The following is a 26153-nucleotide window of genomic DNA, read 5'->3' on the forward strand; positions in this document are numbered from 1 at the left end:
TATTAGCACAACTATTTCCCTTGCCATTATCCTCTAAATCCGAGCGCATGGTGTCTTACCAATCTTTTTCGCATTTCAGTATTTTTCTCTTTAATAGCGTATGCATGTAACGTACAAAAAAGAAAATTGTTTCTGTACAAGAGAGAGAAACGGAAACCAAACTCTTGACAATGGCTTCGACCGTCCATATCATCAGTAGCAAAAGCTCTCCCTTTTTCGGTCTTGAAAGGAGTTCTTATGGCAATTTATGATATCACGTTTCATCCAGCTTGGTGGCATAAACGCACTGGAGTTTCATTTGACAAAAAATTTTTCCTAAATCCGGATTATCGTATTCAAGCCGACATGCTGATGCGCCGTTTTCTTTTCGAGAACTTTCCGGAAATTTATCCTTCTGAATCATACATGGTTCAGCCGCGTCCTTTGATTGACAGTGATCTTCTTGCCGGAGAATATCTTCAAGCACAGTTGCTCGGATGCGACATTCTTTTTACTGACGACAATCTTCCAGAGGTCCAATGCGCCCATTTAACGGACGCCCAAATTGAGGCGCTTTCTGTTCCAGATTTGGATCACAGCACTGTCTGGGCCATGTACGAAAAACAGATGAAAACGCTTATCAGCCGGTTTGGGCATGTAGAGTCCTATTTGGACTTATGTGGAGTACAAAACCTTGCTTTTGCGCTGCGCGGGCAAGAACTTTTTATTGACTACTATGAAAATCCGAGGCTTGCTCACCATCTTCTCACCGTATGCACACAAACTCTGATCGCGGTTGCCGACCGGCTTCGTCAGTACACTTCTCATATCAGTACCGGCGTTAGCTCTATCCTTGGAAAAACAGCCCCACAAGCCTATCTGACATCAAATTGTACTGTAGATATGATTTCAGCAGATCTGTATGAAACATACCTTATGCCGTACGATATCCAACTTGCAGAACATTTTGGGGTCTTTGCAGTGCATCACTGTGGAATGCATTGCGAACGCTTCGCCCCTCTCTACCGAAAAACCCCCAATCTTGTCTGGCTAGAAGCCGGCGCACACTCTGATTTTCATGCCGTTCGTTCTGCTTGTGAAAATTCATGGCTCAATTTACGCTATTCTCCTCAAAATCTTCTGTGCGAAAGTATTCCAGAGATTCAAGAAAACGTCCGTTCGCAATTCAGTTCCGCCTCTTTCGAGAAGAGAAACGATTTCACAAGTATGTCGTGTGTTGGAATCGACGTCAATACGCCAGATCAAAATGTGATTGCTTTTTGTAGAGCCATACAGGATATCCCGCAATAGCGATAGCTCGGCCTTGCATGACCAGTGCAATTTTTTGCAGTGGTTATAATGGCCTTTCTACAACTCACGCAGGGAATGGGCAAGATCCACGGCTGTTCTGGCATCAGACGGCTTTACCACGCTCTTGCAGGCCAGTGATTCAAACGCGACGAACAGATTGACCTTACCACATTGGCGATATTCATAGCCTTCTCCCTTTGAACTTTCGGGCCTTGACAGAATGCTCCGCCTCTCAATGAGCTGCAGTTCGTCTCATCCAGGCAACGCACCGGGTGCAGAGGAGCATAATGTGCGTTCATTCCTAACTTATCCCCAATCATCCATCCATTTTCACCAACTGATTTAGCGGTTCAGACTACTGTTTGACCACCAATATACAAAAAACTTGCGAGGCCTTCTGATATCAGATTCCGCGGGCTTTTTACCTGTCTTTACAATTTGTACACCTCACTAAAAACAGCATGATTATGCCATTTAAAGCTGTCTGTCACAGTTCTCATTTCTCTGAGACGAGAGGCTATCTTTGGCGCTGGATTCGCCGTGCCTCTTCCTGTTTTTCCGGTCTTGAGGGGCTGCTCCATTCCTTTCACGTCTCCGATGTCCCTACCTTTCTCGTGGCTGTAATCGTAATCAGACACACATACAAAGAATTGACACCACTATTCGGCCAAAGCGATACTAAAAGAGGAAAGCAATGATTCATATTATCCGCCAATAATCAAAACCCGCCCTGTATACAAGATACCGAGCGGGTTTTCTTATGCTCCAAATGTTTTTCATAAAGAGTCTGGTCATATAAAGCTCAGAGTTGATTTTGCCTGCTCCTCATTTTCCACCTCGGCCGAAGACTCTACATCAAGATAGTTCAGCATATCCCGCCACATGGAAACCGGATATCCCGAGAACTGTCCGGAAATGAGGCTCTGACACGCTATTTCTCTGTAAGGAGGCAGTCTCAAATCAGATATGTATATGCAGCCCAGCTCCGCAGATAAATCTTCAAATAAATCTCCCGTCCTCTTCATTTTTTCCTCATCCTCCCGTTTGTTCAAGTTATAAGCCTGTTTTCCTCGCTATAACGAGAATTCTGGAGTCGCTGTCCTGGCGGCTGCAGGTGGAAAGCGCCAGAATTTGATCTCCCCAGACTGCCTGTATACCGGTATCATATAATGCTGCGTCTGCCAGCCGACTGATATATTCCGTGAAGTTCATTTCATCACAGGGAACGGAATAATAGTCCTGCGCCGCCTGCTCCGAGTCTTTGAATTGCAGCACCGCCATGACCTCGTATTCCCGCTGCCGGGTGAGGCTGTCGCACTGGATAATGGGGTGTTCGCGCCAATAAGTTTCCTGCGTATAGCCAGCGATGTCCGCAAACATACTGCCGTCGTTCATGTTGTGGCCGTAGATGATGAGTCCTATCCCCTTTTCCATGTCGCACTGTGCGTCGAGAAAGGGTGTGCCCGCGATGGAGTAGCTCCCCTCGAAGCTGCGGCGAAGATAATACTGTGGTTCCGCCTTTGTCTGTACAACAGGATAGTTCACCGATGTGCCCTCTATCTTTATCCAGCCCACGAAATCCGGATTTTCGGCTTTCAAATCCGCATATGCCTTCGGCGTCTGCCCTGCGGGCAGGCCGACTGTTTCTTTCTCCACCCTCTGGGCCAGTTCATCGAACTCCTTGCGTGCGCCGCCTGTAAGCAGGACATATATCACAAGCCCGCCCAGCGCCACCACGATCAGCCCGATGCACAGGCCCATGAGCAGGCCCATGGCCCAGCGCGGCAGACCCTCCGACCTCTTTTTCGTCCATTTTGTCTGTTTCAATCTTGTTTCCTCGATACGTTCAAGTAAAGGGGCGGCGGATCATTCCGCCGCCCCTTTTCACGGTTGGTTTATGGTGTGCCTTACTTGCCTGCTCTATGCTTTTTCAATTGCACACCGGTAAGTACCACGAGCCCTGTCGTACCGATGCACAGCAATCCCACAAACAACCACACATTGAACGGGTCGCCCGTCTGCGGTGTGGACGTACCTGTGGCAGGCACTGTGGCGCACACACCGTAGCCGCAAACCGTACAGTTTTTCTCCTGCACGCCCGTCTTTGTTGCTGTGGGCGCCAGCGTCGTGTGCCACTCACCAAAGGTGTGCGTGCCCTGGGAGAGCTTTTCGCCGCACACACTGCACACATGCCAGTGATTCGAGCCGTCGGAGCTCCACGCCGCCACCGGCGTATGGGCTGTCTTGGACATCGCCACCGGCGCAGCAATCTCGTTCACGCCATTCCCGTCGCTGAACAGCTTGCCGCACCCGCTGCAGGTCCAGTAAGCCTCGGAGCCTTCCTTTGTGCAGGTGGGCGCCACCGCCTCTGTCTTTACAAGCGTGTGGGCTGTCTTGGGTACTATCACCGGCGCAGCAATCTCATTTGCGCCAGCCTCATCGCTAAACAGTTTTCCACACACACTGCACGTCCAGTATGCCTCTGTGCCCGGAGCCGCGCAGCTCGCTGCCACAGCCTCCGTCTTTACAAACGCATGGGTGTGTACCGTGTAGTCGCCTGTGATGGGATCCTTGTTTGGCGCAAAACCCTCCGCACAGAAGGCCGGGTCCACCGGTTTTTTGAAGGCGCCGCCCGACACGTTGATGTCTGCGCCGGTGCTGTCCGCTGCAGTATGGATGATGCCTCCCGAGCCCTTGTGCTCGCCCTTGTAGATGCTGCCCGTCACGGTGCCTCCTGTGATGTTCACCACAGGCTGCGCCGCCGCGTCCATATAGTTAACGGCCGCCACGTCGCCATCTACCACCGCGCTGCCAGCGATGTTCGTCTCGCTGGGCTGGTCGCCGTAGGCCCATGTGATGACATTCCCCTCCAGCCTGCCGCCGGAAATGTTGGCCTGTGTCCAGTTCTGCACGGCCTGCTCGTTCGAGCGGATGACGCCGCCCGTTACATTTAGAATGCTGTTGTCGTCGTTCTTCACGGCGATGAAGCCCATCTGCTCCACCTCGCCGCCGCTGATGGTCAGCACGGCCTTCGCTGCGGCGCTGTCACCCACGTTGCGGATGAGGGACGAGAAATGCCCCTCGTTCACTACCTTGCCGCCCGCAATCTCCAATGTGCCGTGGTTGTCGATGACATACCAGCTGTTGCCGCCGCTCTGCGACGCGCTCGTGCTGGCCTCGGAGCTGCGTGTGAGCATGCCGCCCCGGATGACGGCCTGTGCGCCTGAGAGGTTCACCAATGCTCCTTTAGCATGAGTCACGTTGTCCACAGTGCCCTCGCCTGTGATGGCAAGTGTGCCGCTGTTGGTGATGGTGTGTGCGCCGTTCGTGTTCGTAAGCGTGACTCCCGCCGGGATGTCCAGCGTCACATTCGCGCCCGCGGGCACGGCCACGCTCTCAGCTTTGCTTTGCAAAAGCTTCACGGTGCCTGCGGCATCGCTGTTCGCTACAGCGTCAATGGCCGCCTGCACGGTGGTGTAGCCTACGCCATTAGCCTCGGCCACAGCCTTCGCCTTGTCCACCACAACGATGAAGTTGCCTTCGCTGTCCGTATCAGTGGTGTTGCCCTCGGGCACAAACTCCTTCACGTCGGACGAGAATTTGCCGCCCGTCACAGAGATAACGGGGGTGGCGCTGCTGCCTTTGCCGATGGCAGCTTTTTTGCCCTCCAGCGTACCGCCCGTCACCGTCACGTTCGCGCTGTCGTAGACCATCACCGCCGTACCGCCCGTGACATTGCCACCGCCGATGTTTACTCTGCTCTTCTCCCGGGCATACACAGCATAGCCAGTGCTGCTGCCCGTGCTGATGGTTCCGCCCGTCATATTCAGCTCCACGACGCCGTAGCCGCTCTGTGTGGAGATGGCAGTGTTCGTCTCAGAGCGGATAACAGCATCACCGGATACATTGATGACAGCGCCGCTGTATGCCTGGATGGCCTGGCCCGTATGCTGCACAGAGCCGCCGTTGATGTTCAGTTCAATGGCGCCGTCCTTGTCGCCGCTCACATACATAGCCAGACGGTTGCTCCCAGCACCCAGGATGTCGCCGCCCTTGATATCCACTTTCACATTCTCTTTGCCGCGGATGCCGAACACGTTATCGGAATTGCCCTGCGCAACCGTGACTGAGCCGCCGTTGATCTCCACCTTCACGTTGACGGCGCTGGTGTAAATATCCAGTGCGGCGCCGTGGCTCGAGGTGATGGTGCCGCCGTTCATGATGAACGTGGCGTTGCTGTACAACTGAACAGGATAGGTGCTGTTCACAGTGCCTGTCCCCTTTGAATCGTTCAGCGTCAGCGAGCCGTTGTTTTTAATGGCAAACAGTTTGCTGCTGCTGTCGCCCGAGCGAGTGATGGAAAAACCATTGAGGTCGAGCGTTACGGCATTCTGGATGGTGAAGCTTTTGCTCGCATTGTCAATGGTGATATTGCCGCTCAGCACTACCGTGCCGCCCGCCGCCAGCGCGGTCTCCAGCTTCTCCGGCGTGTTCACGCCATCGAGCATTGTGACAACAGGCTCGCCGTTCTCCTTCGGAAGCACACATTCGCCCTCATGGCCCTCGGCCAGCGTGCAGCCCTCGGTTTTTGTGCATACCGCAGGCGCGTCGGACTCGCCGCCTTCCTCCGGCAGCACACACGCGCCCTCGTGGCCCTCGGCCAGCGTGCAGCCCTCGGTTTTTGTGCATGCCGCAGGCGCGTCGGGCTCGCCGCCTTCCTCCGGCAGCACACACGCGCCCTCGTGGTCCTCGGCCAGCGTGCAGCCCTCGGTCTTTGTGCACGCCGCAGGTGCATCGGGCTCGCCGCCCTCCTCCGGCAGCACACACACGCCCTCGTGGCCCTCGGCCAGCGTGCAGCCCTCGGTCTTTGTACACGCTGCAGGTGCATCGGGCTCGCCGCCCTCCTCCGGCAATACGCACTCGCCCTCATGCCCATTGGACAATGTACAGCCTTCGGTCACAGTGCATTGGGGCTCCCCTTCGCTTGCCGCCAGCACAGTGGCAGGAAGCAGGGATGTCACCATGCACAAGGCCAGTGCGATAGCGATGATCTTCTTTTTCATCTTACTTCTTCCCTTTCTGATATTTTTTGCCGCTTAGACATCAGTACCGCAAAGCGTCTTTTTCTTCCATCCAAAACCATTCTCGCCTATCGAGCGGGAGTTGTAACATAATGCACATTATGTTGTTTTTCATTTGTCGTTAGGTCTCTCTAAGCCTTGTCACACCCTCAATTTGAAGAGAAATTGCTTTCTTCGGTAATTTTTTCTTTACCCAAGCAGGAGTAAGTGTGAGAAGCTTTCTTTTTTGTGCCTAAAAATACGTTGGAAAGCTGTATTTAAGCTTATTATTCAATTGACAACTGAAACATCAGGAGGATATAATTAGATAATGTAAAGACCCGAGTGTCTTTTTGTGGTTTCTTATGTAACATAATGTGCATTATGTTTTAAATCAACAAATGGAGGCGGGAGATCGCTTTTGCGTGCTCTGTACTGCTTGTAAGTGTATATATCCTCGTTGTTTCTATACTTGAATGTCCCAGAATATCCGCCAGGCGGACGATATCCTTTTCCATTCGGTAAAAAGTGAGCGCAAACAGGTGTCTGAGATTGTGCGGAAACACTTTTTGGGAATCCACATGCGCTTGTGCGCACAGTCTCTTCATCATGCACCATATATTTGTGCGGTTCATAGGCTTTCCCGTGCGGGTGACAAATACCGGCCCGGTGGTAAGTCTCTTTTTTTTACAAAATTGCAGCAAAAGCCCACGCAGTTCCCTTGGCAGGATGATCACACGCATCTTTCCCTTATTGGATATCTGCACCTGTCCTGTCTGCAGCGCTTCGACCGTTACGAAGCGATGTTCACTCACCCGGATGCCGGTACTGCAAATTGTCTGTAAAAGAAGCGAAAGTCTTTCATTGCGGTGTGACTTTGCCGCTTTTACCAATCTCTCATATTCCTGGCGGGTCAAGTCCTTCTCTGGACTGCGGAAGCTTCTGCGCTGCAGTTTAAATAATCTGACACGGCACTGCGCGAGTCCGATATAGCTGAGAAAGCCGTTCAAGGCCACCAGCATGCTGTTGGCGCTGGCCGGGCGATATTTTTGAATCAGCTCCTGTTTGTATGCAAGCACTTTTTCTTTGCTGATCTCCGCTTCTGCCGGCAGGAAGCTGAAAAAAAACGCAATGTCATGGATATATTTTCTAATCGTCTGTGGGCTGTGTTCTTCTTCCAGCAGATGGCTTTGGTAGCTGTCAAGCCATTGCCTTCTTATCGATGAGTTTTTCATAATGTCTGCCTCCCCTATTTTGTTTTCACTTATTGTACCCGCATTTTCTGCGGCTCACGCTCCCTTCTGCCTGTTTAAATATCTGGATATAAGTAAAAAGCAGCGCGCAAGGGCTTTTTTCGCCCTTAAAGCGCTGCTTTTTTCTGCCTGCTTGTGTTATGGAAAAGATGCAGCTTTGTTAAAATTATAAAATGGCTTTTTAAGGGAAACAATATTGAATCTGAATAGCTAATCATATAGTAAAACAGGTAAGTTTTGGTAAAGGAGTTTTATGAGTTCTAAAGAGACACGCTTTTCTTACGTCTACAAAAGCCTGAAATGCCGTATCACGGAAGGATTGCTGTTGCCGGGAAGCCGTCTGCCGTCCTCCCGAGTTTTAAAAGACGAATATCAGGTAAGCCTTTTTACGATAAACAAGGTGCTTGCCGTGCTGCGTGAAGAGGGGCTGATTGAACTGGAGCCGCGGCGGGCCGCCAGAGTTTGCCGCCTGGAAAATGAGCGTACCTTCTCCGCTTCCGTCGAAGCCATTTTATCGCAAAAAGGCTTTTTGCTTCAGCTATACCAGACCATGGAGCTTGTTCTTCCCCCTTTGCTCGCCTTCGCTTCGCACGGATGCAAACTTGAAGCCATGCCCCATTATCGGCAGGTGATGAAAGTAAAAAAGAATGGCGACAGGGCCGGGGGATGGCGGCCTGTCAGTGGTTTTTTATGTGATGTGCTGCGGAACGGAGGCGGCGAGCTTCCCGTCGATTTGTACACCGCTTTAGAACTACAGGGGCGCCTTGGCTTCTTTGTAGATAAGCAAGAGGCTTATACCGGATATTCTCTGAAGAAATATTTCTCACAGTCAGATGTATTTATAAGGATTTTGAACGTATCCGACAACCGGAAAAAGTATTTTGAGCTGTGCCGGCTCTACCAGGCCCTGCATGCCGAAATACGGACAGGCTTAGACCAGCTTGCCCATACTCTGCCTTCGCTGCCTCTTCAGACTGAAACAACATTCTCCTGGAATCCCAACCGCGGCCGGGAATACCGATATATGCATATCGTGCAGGATCTGGAAATCAAAATCGGCACAGGCATTTACCCCGTCGGCTCTTATCTTCCACACGAGGCCGAACTGGCCCAGTTGTACCAGGTATCCGTTTCTACGGTGCGCAGCGCTTTGGCTATACTGGAGCAGAGGACCTTTACCAAAACATTAAATGTAAAAGGAACAATCGTTCAGACACCAAATCTTGATGCACTTTCTCCTTTTACAGATAAATCCACCCGGCAAGCAGCCATACGATATCTGCGCGCTCTGCAATTTTCATCTCTTATTATGGAGCCAATCTCGTATTATGCCGCAGACCTGTTTCAACCGGCGGATTTTATTCAATTGGAGCGGAGATTCGCCGTGCCCCAATCCATTCTTCTTAATGATATTATAGAAACAATGATGCAGCGTATCGGGTTGCCGCCTCTGCTGGTTATTATGACGGAGGCCCGCCGAATGACTGACTGGGGATATTTTCTCGCATTTTATAAAAACAAAAGGCAAACCATCGCCGAACTAAATGAAAAGAGCCTGCTGGCATATCAGTATTTGTGCAAAGACGATAAAAAAGCGTTCGCACACGCAGTCGCTTCATGCTATCATGATATCCTTGATTCAGTGCGCAAACAGCTTGCTACCTAATTTCATCTTGCAGAGGCCGATTCTATCCTTACCCCGCCTTTTTTGTTTACTTGAGGCTGTGAAGTTGCAGTATAATGAACAGCCCCCGTGCCGATATCAACGGCACAGGGGCTGTGTTTCGATAATTTTTTTGTTAACTCTACGCCGGCATTCTTTACCCGTGAAAAACTTCCAATATTTTAAGCCACTCGGCACCTACAACATTGGTGGCGGATACAGCCTGTGACGAATACATTCCAGTTGCATTTACAACTGTATTAGCTACTTGTAGCGTTCAAACGTTACTGCTACATTATATTATTTATATAACTGCTCTATCCTCTCGCTCATTCTCGGCTTAGGTACGTACATTTCTTTAATCCATACAATCATTTCTCCCGGTTTCTGGCTGCACCACGAGCCATAAGGAATGGCCATAAAAGATGTCGATTGTATCTGCTCACTTTCATTTATCCTTTCTCCCTCCAATTTCAAGGTTATTGTCCAACCAAGTAAGTCACCGCACTATACTTCTTCTATGCACGCGGAACTATCCACAAACACGTCGGCAAGGAAACTTCCATCGTCGCAGCCCTCCAGGCAGTATACCTCAAGGCCTCGTACGATTACAATCTTGCCGATATTCTGCTCTCATACGCGGATCGGCTTTTACAAAATGAGGAGACATGGCAAAATCGATTTCCAGTTCTGTATCGCCGGGCAGAGCGTTCAAATATAAAAAGCCCTTTTCAATTTTCTCGAGGTCCGTGCGCCATCCACAAGGAGTTCAAAATTCTCCGCATATTCCGGGATACGCAACGCTAATGAAAAGACTCGCCGTTTTCCGCACCAGTTCGTACTTTGACGTGGCCGCTGCGCGGGAAATCGGTATCCAGTTCCATGGAAACGCGGGTATCATTCATCGAAAATGACATTTTATTTTGTATATAATATCACGATATGCAGCCACGCATCTGCGGCTTAGACAAAAACACACGGTTTTAGATATTTTTTCAAATTCCTTAGACCGGTATTAGGAAGGAGCCATCTGATAGGTGCGCCGGAAAGCTACGCCGAACCGGCCAGTACTCTGATGGCCTATCGCCAATGCCACCTGCAGCACGTTTATGGAGGTAGCACACAGCAATTTTGCCGCATATTCAATCCGTCTAGCTTGCAAGTACCGATGTACCAGCCGACCATATAGCCGCTGTAAACAATCTTTGAACGAAGTTGGGAGAAATGCGGTGTCGGGCCAGCCGTTCATTTATAAGCTTTTCTTTCAAATGTTCCAACATATAGTCGTGAGTTCTACTTACGGTATTCATCAAATATCGATCCCGATAGGATGGACCGATGATCAAATCGGTAGCGGATGGACACTGCACAGCAAGTAAACCAATTCCACTGTTTTAAGAACGCAGTATGCTCCCCGCTGCTCAACTGGCAGGGACTGCAATACGGTGAACGTGCTTTCGCTCCAAGTATTGGCTTTCAGTGCCACGCAACCATCATGACGGAGCATCAGCTTTTTTACCTGTGCCACATCCAAAAATGGACCGCCCAACCGGGCGCATAGCTCCATCAAATTCTGACGGGCACCTGTACCATCTGTTTCGACCAGTATCCCTTGCAAACGCAGTCCAGTGCATTTTGCCTCCCGCAACTGAGCCGCATCCGCTAGAAGAAGTACTCATTTTCCCGAATCGTGTGATTGCTGCCGTCTGCAAGGTTTAACTCGAGCCCTCCCTCACAACAAAAACGTCTCATAGTATCCGGGGCGCAGATATGGAGATAGATGTACAGAGGCATCTACATTGAACACGCAGGTGCAAACGCCCGGCACAGGGATGTTCCATGTGAGTTGAAACAGTGCAGACAACGAACCGCTCAAAAATTCCTCAATTACTGCACGAGCCTCCTCCACAGCTTTTATTTTTCCTTTGGGAAAGCAACCGCGCCGTTCGTTAGTTATAACTAACCAAAAATATTATGTCTTACGCTGAGTATCTGTCAAGCCGCTGCACAATGATTCAAGGCGAATCTTCACAACCTTAGAAGTTACGAAACATTTCCAGCTGCAGATCAAAAATTGGACAGTATTCCGTTACCTCTTGACAATCTCTTTTGTTCGATGTACTATAGCGGTGTTATATAACATCGTTATCAAAAGAGGGGCATCATGGTGGAGAGTTCCAGCGCGACATTGGAAAAAATACAGCAGGCCGCTCTAACGGAGTTTCTTGACAAGGGATTTCTGAGCGCGTCCTTGCGTCAGATCGTGAAAAATGCCGGGGTGACCACTGGGGCCTTTTACGGCTATTTTTCCTGTAAGGAGGCCCTGTTTGCTTCTATTGTAGAACCTCACGCCGCAGCGCTTATGGGACGCTTCATGGAGGCTCAGACGTCTTTTGCCGGGCGACCCGAGGCGGAACAGCCGGAGCATATGGGAGAGGATTCTGAAAGCTGTCTGGACTGGATGGTGGACTACATCTGCCAGAACCGTGAGCCTGTAAAACTTCTGTTGTGCCGGGCGGAAGGGACCGGTTACGAGAGCTTTGTCCACAATATGGTGGAGGTGGAAGTGGAGTATACCCTAAGATACATGGAGGTGCTCCGTCGCCTGGGGCGAAGGGTTCCCACTTTGAGTCGTTCTCTGTGCCATATCATCGCCAGCGGTATGTTTAACGGGCTCTTTGAGGTGGTAATTCACGATATGCCCTATGAGCAGGCCCTTCGGGATGTGAAGCAGCTGCGGGCGTTCTATACTGCCGGATGGCTGGAATTGGTGGGGGCATAGCCCCTGTCTTTTTTAGAGTATGGTTAGCGTAAGCTAACTTCAAAGGGAGGTTTTTCCATGAATCAAAAGAAAAAGAGCGATGTAGCGGTCCTGCTGGACTACGCAGGCAGCCATAAGGGTCTGACTTTCCTGGGACTGGCTTTGTCGGCGGTATCCATGCTGCTGAGCATGGCTCCTTACATCTGCATCTGGCTGGCGGCCCGCGATCTGATCGCCGTGGCGCCGGACTGGACACAGGCTCAGAGCGTTGCCCAATACGGCTGGCTGGCGTTTGGCTTTGCAGTGGCCGGCATCTTCCTGTATTTCGCAGGACTGATGTGTACCCATCTGGCAGCTTTCCGCACGGCGGCCAATATCCGCAAGCAGGGCGTGGCCCGTGTGATGAAGGCTCCGCTGGGCTTCTTCGATTCCAATGCTTCCGGCCTCATCCGGGGACGGCTGGACGCGGCGGCGGCCGACACGGAGACCCTGCTGGCCCACAATCTGGCGGACATCGTGGGTACCATCACCCTGTTTATCGCCATGCTGGTGATGATGTTCGTCTTTGACTGGCGCATGGGAGCGGCCTGTCTGCTGGCAGCAGTGATCTCCATCGCCGCCATGTTCTCCATGATGGGCGGCAAAAACGCCAGAATCATGGCGGAATACCAGGCAGCTCAGGACCGCATAACAAAAGCGGGTACCGAGTATGTCCGCGGTATCCTGGTGGTCAAAATTTTCCAGCAGACGGTCTACTCCTTTAAAGCCTTCCAGCAGGCCATCGAGGATTACAGCAACAAATCCGAATACTATCAGGCCAATGTGTGCCGGATCCCTCAGTCCATCAACTTGACCTTTACCGAGGGGGCTTTCGTGTTCTTGGTGCCCGCAGCCCTGTTCCTGGCGCCCGGCGTTCTGGCGAGCGGTGATTTTGCAGGTTTTGTCACCAACTTTGCTTTTTACGCGGTGTTCTCTGCCATCATATCCACGGCGCTTGCCAAAATCATGTTCGCCGCCTCCGGAATGATGCTGGCCAGCACCGCGCTGGGGCGCATCAATCAGGTTATGTGCGCGCCTGAACTGAAAAAGCCTGAGCATCCGCAGAAGCCCCGTGACGGCCGTGTGGAATTTGAGGACGTGAGTTTTACTTACAACGGTGCGGAGACACCCGCCCTTTCCCATGTTTCTTTTACAGTGGAGCCGGGCCGGACCGTGGCCCTGGTGGGTCCCTCCGGCGGTGGCAAGACCACCGCAGCCAGCCTGATCCCACGCTTTTGGGACGTCACTTCCGGCATGGTGAAGGTAGGCGGTGCGGACGTGCGGCAGATTGATCCCCATGTGCTCATGGAGCAGATCGCCTTTGTGTTCCAGAACAGCCGCCTGTTCAAAGCCTCGATCCTGGAAAACGTCCGGGCCTCCCGCCCGAACGCCACGCGGGGGGAGGTGCGGGCGGCGCTGATGGCCGCCCAATGCGGAGACATTTTGGAAAAGCTACCGAAAGGCATTGACACCCAGCTCGGCCCCGAAGGGACTTATCTTTCGGGCGGCGAGCAGCAGCGCATCGCCCTGGCCCGGGCCATCCTGAAAGACGCGCCCATCGTGGTGCTGGATGAAGCCACCGCTTTTGCTGATCCCGAGAATGAAGCGCTGATTCAAAAGGCCTTCACTACACTGACTAAAGGGCGTACCGTCATTATGATCGCGCATCGCCTGTCCACAGTCGTGGGCGCGGACAAAATTCTCGTGCTGGAGGGGGGCCGCGTCGTGGAACAGGGTTCCCATCGCGAGCTGGTGGAAACGGGCGGCCTCTATGCCCGGATGTGGGCGGATTACAACCAGTCGGTCCAGTGGAAGATCACCAGCGAAGAGGAGGCGAAGTAAATGTTCAGCAAAAATTTTCAGCGCAAATATGCTCTCACCGATCAGGGAATGTGGAACACCAAAAAGGGGACTTTCTGGACGGTCATCGCCAATCTGGTCGTCATGGGCGGCATGGGCATTTTGTACCTGTTGATGGCCGATTTCATGAGCACTTTGACGGACGGCCAGCCGCTGCCCAGTGCATCCCTTTTCATAGGATTGGCGGTTATGTTTGTCATCCTGTCCTTTGTAACCCACCTACAGCAGTACCATAACACCTACAGCTTGGTTTATAACGAGGTGAAGGCCACCCGCCTCAGTCTGGCGGAGCGGTTGCGCAGGCTGCCTTTGGGCTATTTCGGCAAGCGGGATCTGGCGGACCTGACCGAGACTCTCATGGGCGATGTGAACCGCATGGAACATGTCTGGTCTCATGTGCTGGGGTATCTGTATGGCGCGTACATCTCCACGGCGGTCATTGCGGTGTGCCTGCTGATGTATGACTGGCGTCTGGCCGTCGCCTGCCTGTGGGGAGTGCCAGTGGCATTCGGCTTGCTGTTCGGCACCCGGAAGATCTCCGCGCGTGCTTCCGAAAGGACGAAAACAGCCGCTGTCCGCGTCTCCGACGGCATTCAGGAAGCCCTGGAGAATGTCCGGGAGATCCGCGCTACCAATCAGGAGGAGCGGTATCTGGCCGGGCTCAATCAGAAAATCGATATCTATGAAAGGGTCATGATCCAAGGGGAACTGGGTACCGGTATCTTCGTCAACGCGGCCAGCGTCATCATGCGTCTGGGCGTGGCCACGACCATCCTGGTGGGAGCTGATTTAATCCTTTCCGGCCAGATCGACTTCATGCTGCTGTTTTTGTTCCTGCTAATTATTACCCGCGTGTACGCGCCGTTCGACCAGAGCCTGGCCCTCATCGCGGAGATGTTCGTCTCCCAGGTGTCCGCCAACCGCATGAATGAGATTTATGATGCTCCTATCGCTGAGGGCGTGGAGGCCTTTGCTCCCATGGGCCACGACATCGTGTTCGACCATGTGTGTTTTGCCTATGACAAGAAAAAGGTACTGGAGAATGTGAGCTTTACCGCCAGAGAGGGGGAAGTGACCGCACTGGTGGGGCCTTCCGGCTCTGGCAAGAGCACCTGTGCCCGATTGGCAGCCCGACTGTGGGACGCCGCTGAGGGGACGATTCAAGTGGGCGGCGTGGATATCTCCGCCGTGGATCCGGAGGTTCTGCTGCGCGATTACTCCATGGTATTCCAGGATGTAGTGCTCTTTGACGACAGCGTGATGGAGAACATCCGCCTAGGCAAACGGGGGGCCACCGACGATGAGGTGCGTGCTGCCGCCGAAGCCGCCAACTGCGGAGAGTTCATCCGCCGTCTGCCGCAGGGCTACGACACCCCCATCGGGGAGAATGGAGCGAAGCTCTCCGGTGGCGAACGCCAGCGCATCTCTATCGCCAGAGCTCTTTTGAAGAACGCCCCCATCGTCCTGCTGGACGAGGCCACCGCCAGCCTGGATGTAGAGAATGAGACCAAAGTACAAGGAGCCCTCTCCCGTCTGCTGGTGGGCAAGACCGTGCTGGTCATTGCCCACCGGATGCGCACCGTAGCTGGGGCGGATCACATCGTGGTTCTGGAGAATGGCCATGTGGCCGAACAGGGGACACCAGCGGAGCTGATGCAGAAAGGCGGCCTTTACCGGCACATGGTGGAGCTTCAGAGCCAGAGCGCCCAGTGGAAGTTGAACGGGACGAAGCGATAAGACAAGATATAACGATTTTTAAAGTTCATATTTCAAAATCACTGTAGCTGTTTTCCACTTTAAGTTAAAAATGCGGGATGTATTTTTTCAAGAAACACAGCCTCAAATTGGCAAGGAATTGCTCCGCAAGCATTAAATCAAACACACTTTTAAATAAAATCCCTGTTTTTACAATCCTATTCCCGGGTTCCAGTAACGTACACGCAAAGAAAATTTATAGAAACAAATAAGTATATTTCTTCTGAAATCTTTTTTCTTATTTTTCATTGCTTTTTGCGAAAAGACATGCAGCAAACCATAAAAAATTTTCATAGAAGGACACATGATGCTAGACCACGCAAACCTCTTGAGAGGTGCACCGCCCAAGTATAGCATTTCACAAAGCATGGGATATCTCAAAGGCAGAAGCGCATATGTTTTTGTGTAGCGGTTAGAACAAATTTATTTTCGCCCTGCAACTACTATGCTTTTGAAAGCGTTGCTGTACGCTTTTTCAAGTGTAGAATATATACAACACCATTTTTAAGACAGCATAGTATGCAGTACATCCAAAACGACCCTCTACATCTGGGACACATGAGATGTAGGGGATTGTTTTGTGATAGAATTTCAGACCTCAAAAATTGAAAACGGTTTTCAAATTATATTGACAACAAAAACACTTTGTAATAAACTGAAAACAGTTTTCAATTTCAAAGGAGCGGATCCAGTGGCACGCAAAGCACAGTATCAAACCAAACAGATGGCTGAATTACTTGCCTTTCTGAAATCCGTCCCTGGTAGCCATATTACGGTCAATGATATTTGCGACCATTTCAAAAAGGAAGGTATCACAGTGGGAATGACGACGGTGTATCGTCATTTGGAGCGCATGGTAAAGCAAGGCGTGGTTGCAAAATACATCATCGAAGGAAGCAGCAGCGCCTGTTTTGAATATATCGGCGGACAGGATAACTGCGAACCGCCGAGCTGCTACCACTGCAAATGTGAAAAATGCGGCAAGCTGCTCCATGTACAGTGCGGCGAAGTCGCTCATTTGGGACAGCACATGTTGGAGCACCATGGGTTTGAAATGGATTCTCTGCGGACGATATTCTACGGAATTTGCAGCGAGTGCAGGAAAACAGGCTGCTGACGGACAAATCATTTTTGTGAAGGAGGGAAAGTTATGGATAAAAAGGCGCAAAGAATCCTTGCCGGATTTACCTGTGCTGCCTTTGTTATTGTCGCCTTCTTTTCTCTTCTTTTCATCGCAAAAGAGGCCCATCACGACTGCACAGGAGAGGATTGCCCTGTCTGCGCCTGCATTCATCGGGCCGAACAAACATTAAAACAGATCGGAACCGGCTCGTCTGAAACGGCCGGGGCGTTTGCGCCTCAGTTTCCGCTGGTTGTGGCATTTCTTTGCCTTCCTCTGTTTGTACCTGTCGTTTCCCTTATCAGCCAGAAAGTAAGAATGAACAATTAAATAGAATCCTTTGATACAAGGGAATACTATGCCCATTTTCCAATCGGGGAGGTTATCCCTTGTATTTTTGCGCCCATTTTTAAGAAAATATGCGAATTTACGGAGGATTCAATTTCATGAAAAAATACATTTCAATTCTGTTGGCGGCGGTACTGGTTCTCGCCTGCCTGTCCGCCTGCGGCACTTCCGATAAACCGGCAGATGCCGATAATTCGGAGAAGCTGTCTGTTGTAACTACGATTTTCCCCCAATATGATTTTACCCGCCAGATTGTAGGCGACAAGGCAGACGTTACGATGCTGTTGAAGCCCGGCGCGGAAAGCCATTCCTATGAGCCGACCCCGCAGGATATTAAGACGATTCAGAACTGCGATTTGTTCATCTACACCGGAGGCGAGAATGATGTATGGGTGGACGATATTCTGAACTCTATGGGCGATCAGAGGCCGGACACCCTGCGTCTGATTGATTGTGTCCCCACCGTCAATGAAGAAATCGTTGAAGGGATGGAGCACGAGCATGACCACGACCATGGGGAAATTGTGGAAAGCGAAATAAAAGACCGCCCGCTTTCTGATTTTGCCGGAGATTTTCAATCGGTGCTTCCCTACTTTGAGGATGGAACGCTGGACGAGTATATCACAGAAGAAGCCGAAGAAAATGAGAAATCCTTTGATGAAATGAAGCAGGAGTTTTTGGAAAAGAGGAAATCCGATTACAATACGCTTTCCATTGAGGGGAACAGCGTTTCTTTCCACACGCCCTCCGGGACTGTATCTGCGGAGTATGAATATCAGGGGTTTCAGACGGTAAAAGACGACGATGGAGATATTACCAGCGTGTGGTATACATTCCAAGCCAAAACGCCTGATTCAGGAGCGCCGGTTTATCTGGCCTTTAACGACCATGGCACCGGCGCCGACAGCCATGAAGAAGAACACGAGGAACATGAAGAAGAAATCGCTCATTTCCATCTGCGCTATGGTAATGAAAGCGTGGAAGCTCTCATGGATGTAGAAAATTGGGCCCCTACGTTTTACGCTGCTGACGCTACAGCAGACGAAATCAAAGAAGCCCTGGCAGGACACTCCCACGAGCACGAGGAGGAAACCGACGAACATGTGTGGACTTCTCCGAAAAATGCGATTGAAATTGTAGACAAGATTACTTCTCTTATCTGCGGAAAAGATCCGAAAAACGACGATTCCTATGAAAAGAACAGCGCCGATTACAAAGAGCAGTTGGAACAGCTGGACGCCTCTTTCCGCAAAGTTGTAGACAGCGCTAAACGGAAAACGATTCTGTTTGGCGACCGTTTCCCGTTCCGGTATTTTGCCGACGAGTATGGCCTTAGCTATTACGCCGCCTTTACAGGCTGTTCGACGGAAACCGAAGCCAGCGCCGCAACGGTTGCATTTTTGACCGATAAGGTGAAGGAAGAACAGATTCCAGTTGTCTTTACCATTGAGCTTTCCAACGAAAAAATCGCAGATTCTATCTGCGAGGCTACCGGAGCGAAGAAGATGACCCTGTATTCCTGCCATAATATGACGAAAGAGCAAATGGAGAACGGGGCTACCTACCTGTCTATGATGATGGAAAATGTAGACAGCCTGCGCGCTGCCTTAAACTAAAATGAGCAGCGGCGGCGCGTGAGTACTGCCGCTGCTGTTTTTTGAATGGAGGTTACAGAAACGCGATGAATTTAATCACATGCAAGAATATATCTTTTGTATATGACGGCGTTCCCGCTGTAAAGGATTTGGATTTTTCAGTAGAGCCGAACGATTATCTTTGCATTGTCGGGGAAAACGGCGCGGGGAAAAGTACGCTGGTAAAGGGGCTATTGCGTTTGAAAAAGCCAGCGTCCGGTACGATTCACATGGGAAACGGGCTTTTGGCAAAAGAAATCGGCTACCTTCCGCAGCAGACAGCGGTACAAAAGGATTTCCCCGCCAGTGTCTATGAAGTCGTCCTTTCCGGCTGCTTAAACCGATTGGGGTTAAAGCCCTTTTATACCAAACGGGAAAAAGAACTTGCAAATGAAAACCTGCAAAAAATGGGAATTACAAAGCTGAAAAACCGCTGCTATCGTGAATTATCCGGCGGCCAGCAGCAAAGAGTTCTGTTGGCCCGCGCTCTATGCGCCACGAAAAAGGTGATTTTATTGGATGAACCTGCCGCCGGGTTAGATCCTGTGGTGACGCAGAACCTATACGAGCTGATCCGGCAAATCAATGAAGATATGGGGATCACCATCATCATGGTTTCCCATGACATCCACGCAGCGGTACAGTACGCAAAACATATTTTGCACCTGTGCCATTCCCAGCTTTTCTTTGGTACAACGGAGGACTATCGGAACAGCGAAGTGGGCAGCCGTTTTATAGGGGGTGTTTCCCATGCTTGACTTGCTGAAAGAGATGTTTTCCTACCCCTTTATGGTTCGCGCAATCCTCGTGGGAACCATTGTGGCCCTTTGTTCCTCTCTGCTGGGGGTAAGCCTTGTCCTAAAGCGGTACTCCATGATCGGAGACGGGCTTTCCCATGTTGGCTTCGGTGCGCTGGCTTTAGCGACGGCACTGAATATGGCCCCGCTGACGATTTCCATTCCCATTGTGGTATTGGCGGCCTTTCTGCTGCTGCGGATCAACGAAAGCAGCAGGATTAAAGGCGACGCGGCGATCGCTCTAATTTCCACTGGTGCATTGGCCATAGGGGTGATGGTCATCTCTTTAACCACAGGAATGAATACGGATGTGTGCAACTATCTGTTCGGAAGCATTCTGAGCATGTCGCAAAGTGATGTGAATTTAAGTGTAGTTCTATCCGTTATTGTATTAGTGCTGTTCATTCTATTCTATAACCGTATTTTCTCCGTTACGTTTGACGAATCTTTTGCGAAAGCGACAGGCACGAACGCGGGGCTATATAACACGCTGATTGCCCTGCTGACAGCCTTGATGATTGTTTTGGGGATGCGGATGATGGGCGCTCTTTTGATCACCAGCCTGATTGTGTTTCCCGCGCTGACCTCTATGCGGTTATGCAAAAAATTCAAAGCTGTGATTATCAATTCGGCTATCATATCCGTGATATGCTTATGGGCAGGACTGACATTTTCCTATGTATACGCAACGCCTACGGGAGCCAGCATTGTCCTATGTAATATCATTGTCTTTTTCCTCTACTGGGTCATACAAACCGTGAAAGGGGTGATTGGCCGTGCGTAAAATATGGAACAGGATTGTTCCTGCTTTATTGCTCTGCATGCTGCTGTCCGCTTGCGGCAATGGCGGCGGTAAAACAGGGTTCAATGTTACACCTCCCGATTCAAACAGTCCGGAGTCTTCCTTAAATGTTGAATCTGCCGCTCCAGAAACCAAAGCCCTTGAAGAGCCTTCTTCCAGTGTGCCGGCAAGCCGCCCTCCTACGCTTGGCAGCGATTCTCCCAACACACCGGTTACAGACGCAACAGGTGAATCGGCTGAGGGCGATGTGTTGGAAATCGGGGAAAAGATGTTTTTAACACAGATCAGCGATATGTACTGCAATTTTGATCGCTATAAGGATAAAACGATCATCGTGGAAGGAATGTATGCACAGTTTTATTCATGGGACGGCAGTGAAACTGCTCCGGTTGTATACCGAAACGGCCCCGGCTGCTGTGGAAATGACGGCTGGGGAGGTTTCCTGCTAAAATACGACGGGGAGTTTCCCAATGAGAACGACTGGATTAGAGTAACAGGCCACCCAGAATTGGTTACAGAAGGATATTACACCAATTTATACCTTAATGTCGCTTCTCTTGAAGTAAAAGCGGAACGTGGAACAGAATTTGTTACACAATAATCACATGATCATTGAACTAGTACTTTTAAAATTTTTCCCGCAGTTCGTACAAAAGGATGGGAATCGTAGATGATAGGATAACGGCAGAGAGCGTCATAGCACAATCGATTAGAACTGCAAAAAAATTGTGCTGGACGCAAAGAGCGCTGTTGAGAAAATCGTCAAAAAGGCCAACGAGAAGTCTGAAGGAACGTAAAATGGACAACTTGCTTTGCTTGTAGGATATGTACATATGCAAGAACACAAGGCGGCCGATTATAACCTGTCGCCTTGTGCTCTTGCATTCCTAAATTGTGGTATATAAAAAACGGACACTTTAATTTCTCTCCCCCCCCGGAGAGGCCGGGAGCGCCAGCTTCGCCGGACGTGTCAGGCTGTGCAAAAAAGAACGACTCAATCCAATTCTATAGATAGTGCGACCTGTCGGATATTCCTTGAATCTAAAAGAAAGGTTGTCTCCAGAAGCCGTTCGCCTAACACGGAAAACACGATGATGAAGGACTAAGGTTATCAAACAGCCATAAAGAGGGCCCGAGCACGATGAATTTACAAACGCGCTCGGGCGGTTTTGTATGAGCTGTTATATTTTACCATAATCCGAAAAATAATATAATTCTTCTTTCTCTCAATCACAAAAGTGCAGCAGAGTCAATGCCCCGTAATATATCGGTGAATTGTTTCCAGCAGAATGTCCGTGACCATGTCCGATTTTTCGCTGAACCAGTATTGTGCCGTTTCTCCTGATGAGACGGGCATATACGACAGATAGGTCAGCGCTGACAAGTTGCTGACAATTTGAGGGTCCCGTTCAGATGGCGATGAACCCATTAATTTAATGATCCGCGCAAAAAAGTCCTCTTCGAACTTTCGAAACTGCTGCCACTGCTCCTTGCTAACTTTTTGGTTGATATAAAACATATCCTCATAATTGGCAAATTTGAGCTTTCGGTACAATTGGCGATGGAGCACGCTCAACTCTGAAGGCGTTGCTCCTTGCTGACTGGCGTCCAACAGGGCTTGAAATATCTGCTCCATTTGCCACATTACGGCTTTTAGGAAGAAATCCTCTTTCGATTCAAATAATAAATAAAAATAACCTTTTGATCCTCCGGTCAGCTTGATCAATTCATCTACAGTTACATTTTTATATCCTCGTTCCATAATTAAGGCCAATCCACGGTCAAAGAGCAGCTGCTTGTGCGACAACTTTTCTGATTCGGAAAAAATCTTTGGCACCCTTATCACCACCTTTAAAAGTTTAAGATGAGTTATATTATAGATATTTTTACACGAAAAGTATAGACTTTTTTGGGCACACGAGCTATAATGACTAAATAATAGAATCAGTCAAATAAAAACGCCCTAAGGCGCTTATTTTAAATGTTGTTTTTGACTTGTTTTTATTTTTAGTCAAAAACTACAAACAAATTATAAGTAACTTCCTCATCTATATAAGAAAGGAAATGAATCAAAATGCAATTGAAAATCACTACAGATTATGCGATTCGCATGATTCTCTATTTGGCACAAAATGAGTCAGTCATTGTATCCGCTACGGAAATTGCTCAAGCAATGAAGATTCCGCACTCCTACTTAATTCAAATCGGAGCTGTTTTGAAAAAATCCGGGCTTATACAAGCACATTCTGGACGGCTTGGAGGATATTCACTTGCAGAGCCATCAGACAGCATTACACTGTATGACATCGTCGCTGTAATGGAGAGTACTACTCTCATCAACCGCTGCCTGGAGAGCGACAGCTATTGCAGCCGATCCGCCGCTGAATTTTGTCCCGTCCGAAAAAGCTATTGCCTGCTGCAACAACATATCAATAATTTTTTACAGTATCTGACTATTGCAGAACTTTTGAAAAATCATATTTCACACGAAGGTCCTCCCCCATCCTCCGCGCGGGCACCGCAGGCTGCCGAGCTTTCGTCTGCTTTTTTAATTGCTGAAAAAAGATCATAACAGCATTGTTTGACTGGAGGCTTGTCATATGAAAAAGGTAGAGAATTATTTAGAAACGTTAAAGCTAAAAAAATGCTTGTTTGGAGGAATTGCCCCGAAGCAGATTGAAATTGTGATTCAAGAAATCTGTATGCTGTACGATTTGGAACTGTATAACAAAAACAACGAGTTAGAGCAAGAGCGCAAAAAAAATGAACAGCAGGACATCAGGATGGAAAAAGTAGCAGAATACGTTCGGCAAGTGTTGGAAACACTCCGGTCTCAAATTCAGGAAACAAACCATCAATTAAATCAGAGCAGTTCTGCCTATAGTGTTTTAGGCCGAAAGATGGAAGAAATGGAACTGCTATTTGCTTCCTCAGCATATCAAAGATCACATGTTTTCAAATGTCGGAGGCGCAAAAAACGTGTTGTTCTCAGGAAGGGGGTATCAGAGTGAGTTCTATATGTTTTCATTCGCAAGCGGCCACATGGCCGTAGTATTTCTTGGCTGTGACCCAGCGATTTACTAAAGGAGGAATAAAAAACATGTATAAAAGAAAACGATTGGCTTTTTTGTGCTTGGGTATGGTGTTCGCTTTCTTAGTGAACAGCGTCCCCGGATACGCTGCGGAGGGCATAGACAGTCTGCCTGTTGCTGGAACTGTATCAATAGACAATAGTGTTCCAGCAGACCCCTCTTCAATATCAGAAGCTGCTTTTGATACTGACTTGCCGGACAGTCGGTCATCCGCACCAGAAAGCGAGTCTACTTCAGTACCCGCAGATATTTCGAACGAAACCAAACCGGATGACGTAATAGATCCTGCATCATCTACCTCTCGTGTGGAAGCAGAAACCGTCACGGAGCCAATCGAAGGAAGCGAAACGGGCACAGACAGTGAAACCCTTCTTCCAGCAGAAATTGAGCTTAAAAAAATAGCGCCTGTGGATGAATCGCCTTCAGAGACTGCCGCAAGAAGCGCCGATGTAGGGGACATCCCTATTGATGAGCAACACTTCCCCGGTAAAGTGTTCCGGGAATGGTTGTTGGGAAAGCGAGAAGGAGATCCAGCTAATCCCAACGTGTTCGGATCAGACGACGGCGTTTTAACGGAATCAGAACGGGCCGCCGTAAAGGAACTCCGCTTCCATTACAGTACTCAGTCTGGTCCTCTGCCCCCGGCGGAGGGGCTGGATTTAACAGGCATTGAATATTTCCCCAACCTAACAATGCTATCCGTTCAAAATGTTGAAATCACCAAAGACCTCGACGTGAGTCAAAACACGAAGCTCAAAACCCTCTCTCTTGCTTTAACCGGAATCAAAGGTACGGTAGATGTAAGCAGTCTGCCTGATTTGGAAGTATTAATTCTTTCTCGCAATGAAATCACTTCGTTGGATGTCAGCCATAATCCTAAACTAAAAAATTTGGGCGTATCCATGCTTGAAAAAGATGGCCTAACCGGGAAACTTACAGAACTGGATTTGAGTAACAACCCGGCTTTGACATATATAGATATTGACGGAAACAAATTGTCATCATTAGATTTGAGCAATAACAAAGAGCTTACCACTATCGACGTTGACAACAACGAACTGCAGGCTTTAGATGTGAGCATGCTTCCAAAGTTAGAATATCTGTATGCTGAATCAAACGCGCTCCGGAAAATTGATGTTACGAAAAATCCTGCGCTCATCAGACTGTACGTCAGCGGAAATGCCGGCATCACTTCGATGGATATGAGTAATAATCCAAATTTGAAAGAGCTTGGAGTACAACAAACTACCCTTTTCTTTTTAGATGTAAAGAATAATCCTAATCTTGAGATCTTGCATGTTGGCAACAATCCATTGCTAGGGTTTGAGATTCCCGATGGGGGCGGCTCTCTCCCTATCCTGTATTATAATTTTTTGCGGGCAATTACAGTAAAAGCAACACCGGAAGGCACTTTTGACTTGGGGCAGTTGGTTCCCGAGCTTGATTCCAGCCGTATCTCTGATTTGAAAGGTGCTGACAGAATTGAAGGGACAACACTGTATGGCTTAAAGGACGGAGTCGATGTCACCTATTATTACCGTATAGGAACAATGGCAGATGGCAGAAAACCCAATATGCTCGCCCGAATCCATATTGTCCAAGATCCTTTGCCTGTGGGCGAAGCAGAGTTGAATGTCCATGTCTTGAACAGTACAGCAACACCGGAAATGCTGAAACAGATGAATCCCATACTGATAGCGGCCGACGGCACCCAATATCAGCCTAATGAAATAGCAAATGGCTTTAGAGCCAGGTTCCAGGATATTCCGGAAGGTGATTATACTGTGAAATTCACCTATCCCAGCGGATATCGTTTCAAGGCAGGAACTACTGTCTCTAATTATCCTTATCTGGATACCGGGTCTACGGTACATGTCACCGCCGGGAATGTCATGAATAATTTCTATACCCGTTTGAGCGGTGCATATTCTATTTTCTATGACGTCAATGGAGGTGATGCCAATACCTCCACTACACAAACTGACCTCATTCCAGGTCAATATTCCCTCAACAATGCGCAAAAGCCCACACACAGTGATCAAGCTGGACAAGCTGTCGCCTTTATTGGCTGGACTTCCCAAAAAGACCTCACGGTTTACAGCAAGAGTTCCTCCGGGCTTGATCTGTCCCGTTTGTTGAACAGTGTACAGGTTATCGATAAAGATGTTACAGTTTATGCGCTGTGGGGTCTCGATGAAAATGGGAATGGTGTCGCTGACGTTTTAGAAGACAAAGCGCTTCTTGTATTCCGTGTGGTTAATGGCACATGGGCAGATGGCAGCCATGGCGACAAAACCGTAGTAGTGCTTCTTGAGGATGGTAAAGGCACTCTTTCGAACGCCGATGTGCCCACAGGAATGAAGCCGAATCAAAACTATACAAACGGCCACTGGGATCAGACGCCGGACACAACTGTTGGTTCAATCAGTGGAAACCACACTTATACATATCTTTATGACATAGCTGCTTCTGTACCATCTACCCCGCAAAATCCATCACCGTCAAAACCAGCCGCTGTTTCTGCATCTACGCCGCAAACAGGAGATCCGTTCAATATTGTTCTTCTGCTGGGGCTTCTCTTGGCCAGTTGTACAGGACTGCTTTTGACCATCGTTATTAGGCTTCGAAAAAACAAATACAATTAAAAAAATACTGCTGAACGCCAGAAGAGACGGCAAG

Annotated in this window: 21 protein-coding genes and 1 pseudogene; 16 read left to right on the top strand and 6 right to left on the bottom strand. The window is 49.5% G+C overall.

The genetic code is table 11. The features are described 5' to 3' along the window. The first annotated feature begins 237 nt into the window (after window positions 1-237). Entirely contained in the window at window positions 238-1290 is a 1053-nt protein-coding gene (locus TQ39_RS14435; RefSeq protein WP_050006033.1) for a uroporphyrinogen decarboxylase family protein, read from the top strand. A 791-nt stretch (window positions 1291-2081) separates the two neighbouring features. Here the strand turns inward: TQ39_RS14435 and TQ39_RS14440 are convergent. The 4 genes from TQ39_RS14440 to TQ39_RS14455 all read right to left on the bottom strand — a co-directional run bounded on the left by TQ39_RS14440 (window position 2082) and on the right by TQ39_RS14455 (window position 7585). Beyond that, window positions 2082-2342 (bottom strand): hypothetical protein, encoded by a 261-nt coding sequence (locus tag TQ39_RS14440; protein WP_050006034.1) that lies wholly within the window; start codon window positions 2340-2342, stop codon window positions 2082-2084. A 1-nt stretch (window position 2343) separates the two neighbouring features. Further along, entirely contained in the window at window positions 2344-3117 is a 774-nt protein-coding gene (locus TQ39_RS14445) for a class B sortase (protein ID WP_050006035.1), read from the bottom strand. Between the two features lie 80 nt (window positions 3118-3197). After that, complete coding sequence (locus TQ39_RS14450; RefSeq protein WP_050006036.1) at window positions 3198-6353, bottom strand: autotransporter outer membrane beta-barrel domain-containing protein; 3156 nt, start codon at window positions 6351-6353, stop codon at window positions 3198-3200. A 386-nt stretch (window positions 6354-6739) separates the two neighbouring features. Further along, on the bottom strand, window positions 6740-7585 hold the full coding sequence (locus TQ39_RS14455) for a tyrosine-type recombinase/integrase (RefSeq protein WP_050006037.1): 846 nt from the start codon (window positions 7583-7585) through the stop codon (window positions 6740-6742). 271 nt (window positions 7586-7856) lie between these two features. Between TQ39_RS14455 and TQ39_RS14460 the strand changes: the two genes are divergently transcribed. Together TQ39_RS14460 and TQ39_RS20945 are read left to right on the top strand one after the other, a co-directional pair. Beyond that, the gene (locus TQ39_RS14460; protein ID WP_050006038.1) at window positions 7857-9269 is read left to right on the top strand and encodes a GntR family transcriptional regulator; all 1413 of its coding nucleotides are present in this window, start codon (window positions 7857-7859) and stop codon (window positions 9267-9269) included. Window positions 9270-9934: 665 nt separating this feature from the next. Then, window positions 9935-10180 (top strand): hypothetical protein, encoded by a 246-nt coding sequence (locus tag TQ39_RS20945; protein ID WP_156146335.1) that lies wholly within the window; start codon window positions 9935-9937, stop codon window positions 10178-10180. A 101-nt stretch (window positions 10181-10281) separates the two neighbouring features. Here TQ39_RS20945 and TQ39_RS21990 read toward each other — a convergent pair whose 3' ends face one another. Beyond that, window positions 10282-10515 carry a helix-turn-helix domain-containing protein gene (locus TQ39_RS21990; RefSeq protein WP_082052278.1) on the bottom strand — a complete coding sequence of 78 codons (234 nt, stop codon included), beginning with the start codon at window positions 10513-10515 and terminating at the stop codon, window positions 10282-10284. A gap of 915 nt (window positions 10516-11430) precedes the next feature. Here TQ39_RS21990 and TQ39_RS14465 point away from each other — a divergent pair. The 10 genes and pseudogenes from TQ39_RS14465 to TQ39_RS14505 all read left to right on the top strand — a co-directional run bounded on the left by TQ39_RS14465 (window position 11431) and on the right by TQ39_RS14505 (window position 20983). Then, window positions 11431-12048 (top strand): TetR/AcrR family transcriptional regulator, encoded by a 618-nt coding sequence (locus tag TQ39_RS14465; RefSeq protein WP_050006039.1) that lies wholly within the window; start codon window positions 11431-11433, stop codon window positions 12046-12048. 57 nt (window positions 12049-12105) lie between these two features. Continuing rightward, window positions 12106-13908, top strand: coding sequence for an ABC transporter ATP-binding protein (locus TQ39_RS14470; RefSeq protein ID WP_050006040.1), 1803 nt, complete (start codon window positions 12106-12108; stop codon window positions 13906-13908). Continuing rightward, entirely contained in the window at window positions 13909-15663 is a 1755-nt protein-coding gene (locus TQ39_RS14475) for an ABC transporter ATP-binding protein (protein WP_050006041.1), read from the top strand. Between the two features lie 310 nt (window positions 15664-15973). Next, window positions 15974-16075, top strand: a pseudogene (locus TQ39_RS20420) (transposase); the annotation flags it as partial. A 186-nt stretch (window positions 16076-16261) separates the two neighbouring features. Beyond that, window positions 16262-16798 (top strand): Fur family transcriptional regulator, encoded by a 537-nt coding sequence (locus TQ39_RS14480; protein WP_333492264.1) that lies wholly within the window; start codon window positions 16262-16264, stop codon window positions 16796-16798. Between the two features lie 33 nt (window positions 16799-16831). Further along, window positions 16832-17131, top strand: coding sequence for a hypothetical protein (locus TQ39_RS14485; protein WP_050006042.1), 300 nt, complete (start codon window positions 16832-16834; stop codon window positions 17129-17131). Window positions 17132-17247: 116 nt separating this feature from the next. Beyond that, window positions 17248-18765, top strand: a complete 1518-nt coding sequence (locus tag TQ39_RS14490) for a metal ABC transporter solute-binding protein, Zn/Mn family (RefSeq protein ID WP_050006043.1) — start codon at window positions 17248-17250, stop codon at window positions 18763-18765. A gap of 65 nt (window positions 18766-18830) precedes the next feature. Further along, entirely contained in the window at window positions 18831-19541 is a 711-nt protein-coding gene (locus TQ39_RS14495) for a metal ABC transporter ATP-binding protein (RefSeq protein WP_050006044.1), read from the top strand. Continuing rightward, window positions 19534-20364 carry a metal ABC transporter permease gene (locus TQ39_RS14500; RefSeq protein WP_050006045.1) on the top strand — a complete coding sequence of 277 codons (831 nt, stop codon included), beginning with the start codon at window positions 19534-19536 and terminating at the stop codon, window positions 20362-20364. The genes TQ39_RS14495 and TQ39_RS14500 overlap by 8 nt, the downstream gene beginning before the upstream one ends. Further along, window positions 20357-20983 (top strand): TIGR03943 family putative permease subunit, encoded by a 627-nt coding sequence (locus TQ39_RS14505; RefSeq protein ID WP_156146337.1) that lies wholly within the window; start codon window positions 20357-20359, stop codon window positions 20981-20983. Before TQ39_RS14500 ends, TQ39_RS14505 begins: the two co-directional genes overlap by 8 nt. A 648-nt stretch (window positions 20984-21631) precedes the next feature. Here TQ39_RS14505 and TQ39_RS14515 read toward each other — a convergent pair. Then, window positions 21632-22219 (bottom strand): TetR/AcrR family transcriptional regulator, encoded by a 588-nt coding sequence (locus tag TQ39_RS14515; RefSeq protein ID WP_050006048.1) that lies wholly within the window; start codon window positions 22217-22219, stop codon window positions 21632-21634. Between the two features lie 237 nt (window positions 22220-22456). Here TQ39_RS14515 and TQ39_RS14520 point away from each other — a divergent pair, with 237 nt between their 5' ends. The 3 genes from TQ39_RS14520 to TQ39_RS14530 all read left to right on the top strand — a co-directional run bounded on the left by TQ39_RS14520 (window position 22457) and on the right by TQ39_RS14530 (window position 26119). Beyond that, a complete protein-coding gene (locus TQ39_RS14520; RefSeq protein WP_050006049.1) occupies window positions 22457-22954 on the top strand; it encodes an RrF2 family transcriptional regulator in 498 nt (165 codons plus the stop codon). A gap of 28 nt (window positions 22955-22982) precedes the next feature. Further along, window positions 22983-23393 carry a hypothetical protein gene (locus TQ39_RS14525; RefSeq protein WP_050006050.1) on the top strand — a complete coding sequence of 137 codons (411 nt, stop codon included), beginning with the start codon at window positions 22983-22985 and terminating at the stop codon, window positions 23391-23393. A gap of 89 nt (window positions 23394-23482) precedes the next feature. Next, window positions 23483-26119 (top strand): leucine-rich repeat domain-containing protein, encoded by a 2637-nt coding sequence (locus TQ39_RS14530; RefSeq protein WP_050006051.1) that lies wholly within the window; start codon window positions 23483-23485, stop codon window positions 26117-26119. Window positions 26120-26153: the final 34 nt, after the last annotated feature.

The organism is Ruthenibacterium lactatiformans (genome assembly GCF_000949455.1).
In the GTDB taxonomy this organism is placed as follows: Bacteria; Bacillota; Clostridia; order Oscillospirales; family Ruminococcaceae; genus Ruthenibacterium; species Ruthenibacterium lactatiformans.

Coding starts and splice junctions, on each gene's coding strand:
- TQ39_RS14435 (WP_050006033.1), top strand. CDS start 238: ATGGCAATTTATGATATCACGTTTCATCCAGCTTGGTGGCATAAACGC.
- TQ39_RS14450 (WP_050006036.1), bottom strand. CDS start 6,353: ATGAAAAAGAAGATCATCGCTATCGCACTGGCCTTGTGCATGGTGACA.
- TQ39_RS14455 (WP_050006037.1), bottom strand. CDS start 7,585: ATGAAAAACTCATCGATAAGAAGGCAATGGCTTGACAGCTACCAAAGC.
- TQ39_RS14460 (WP_050006038.1), top strand. CDS start 7,857: ATGAGTTCTAAAGAGACACGCTTTTCTTACGTCTACAAAAGCCTGAAA.
- TQ39_RS20945 (WP_156146335.1), top strand. CDS start 9,935: ATGGCAAAATCGATTTCCAGTTCTGTATCGCCGGGCAGAGCGTTCAAA.
- TQ39_RS21990 (WP_082052278.1), bottom strand. CDS start 10,515: ATGAACGGCTGGCCCGACACCGCATTTCTCCCAACTTCGTTCAAAGAT.
- TQ39_RS14465 (WP_050006039.1), top strand. CDS start 11,431: ATGGTGGAGAGTTCCAGCGCGACATTGGAAAAAATACAGCAGGCCGCT.
- TQ39_RS14470 (WP_050006040.1), top strand. CDS start 12,106: ATGAATCAAAAGAAAAAGAGCGATGTAGCGGTCCTGCTGGACTACGCA.
- TQ39_RS14475 (WP_050006041.1), top strand. CDS start 13,909: ATGTTCAGCAAAAATTTTCAGCGCAAATATGCTCTCACCGATCAGGGA.
- TQ39_RS14485 (WP_050006042.1), top strand. CDS start 16,832: ATGGATAAAAAGGCGCAAAGAATCCTTGCCGGATTTACCTGTGCTGCC.
- TQ39_RS14490 (WP_050006043.1), top strand. CDS start 17,248: ATGAAAAAATACATTTCAATTCTGTTGGCGGCGGTACTGGTTCTCGCC.
- TQ39_RS14495 (WP_050006044.1), top strand. CDS start 18,831: ATGAATTTAATCACATGCAAGAATATATCTTTTGTATATGACGGCGTT.
- TQ39_RS14500 (WP_050006045.1), top strand. CDS start 19,534: ATGCTTGACTTGCTGAAAGAGATGTTTTCCTACCCCTTTATGGTTCGC.
- TQ39_RS14520 (WP_050006049.1), top strand. CDS start 22,457: ATGCAATTGAAAATCACTACAGATTATGCGATTCGCATGATTCTCTAT.
- TQ39_RS14525 (WP_050006050.1), top strand. CDS start 22,983: ATGAAAAAGGTAGAGAATTATTTAGAAACGTTAAAGCTAAAAAAATGC.
- TQ39_RS14530 (WP_050006051.1), top strand. CDS start 23,483: ATGTATAAAAGAAAACGATTGGCTTTTTTGTGCTTGGGTATGGTGTTC.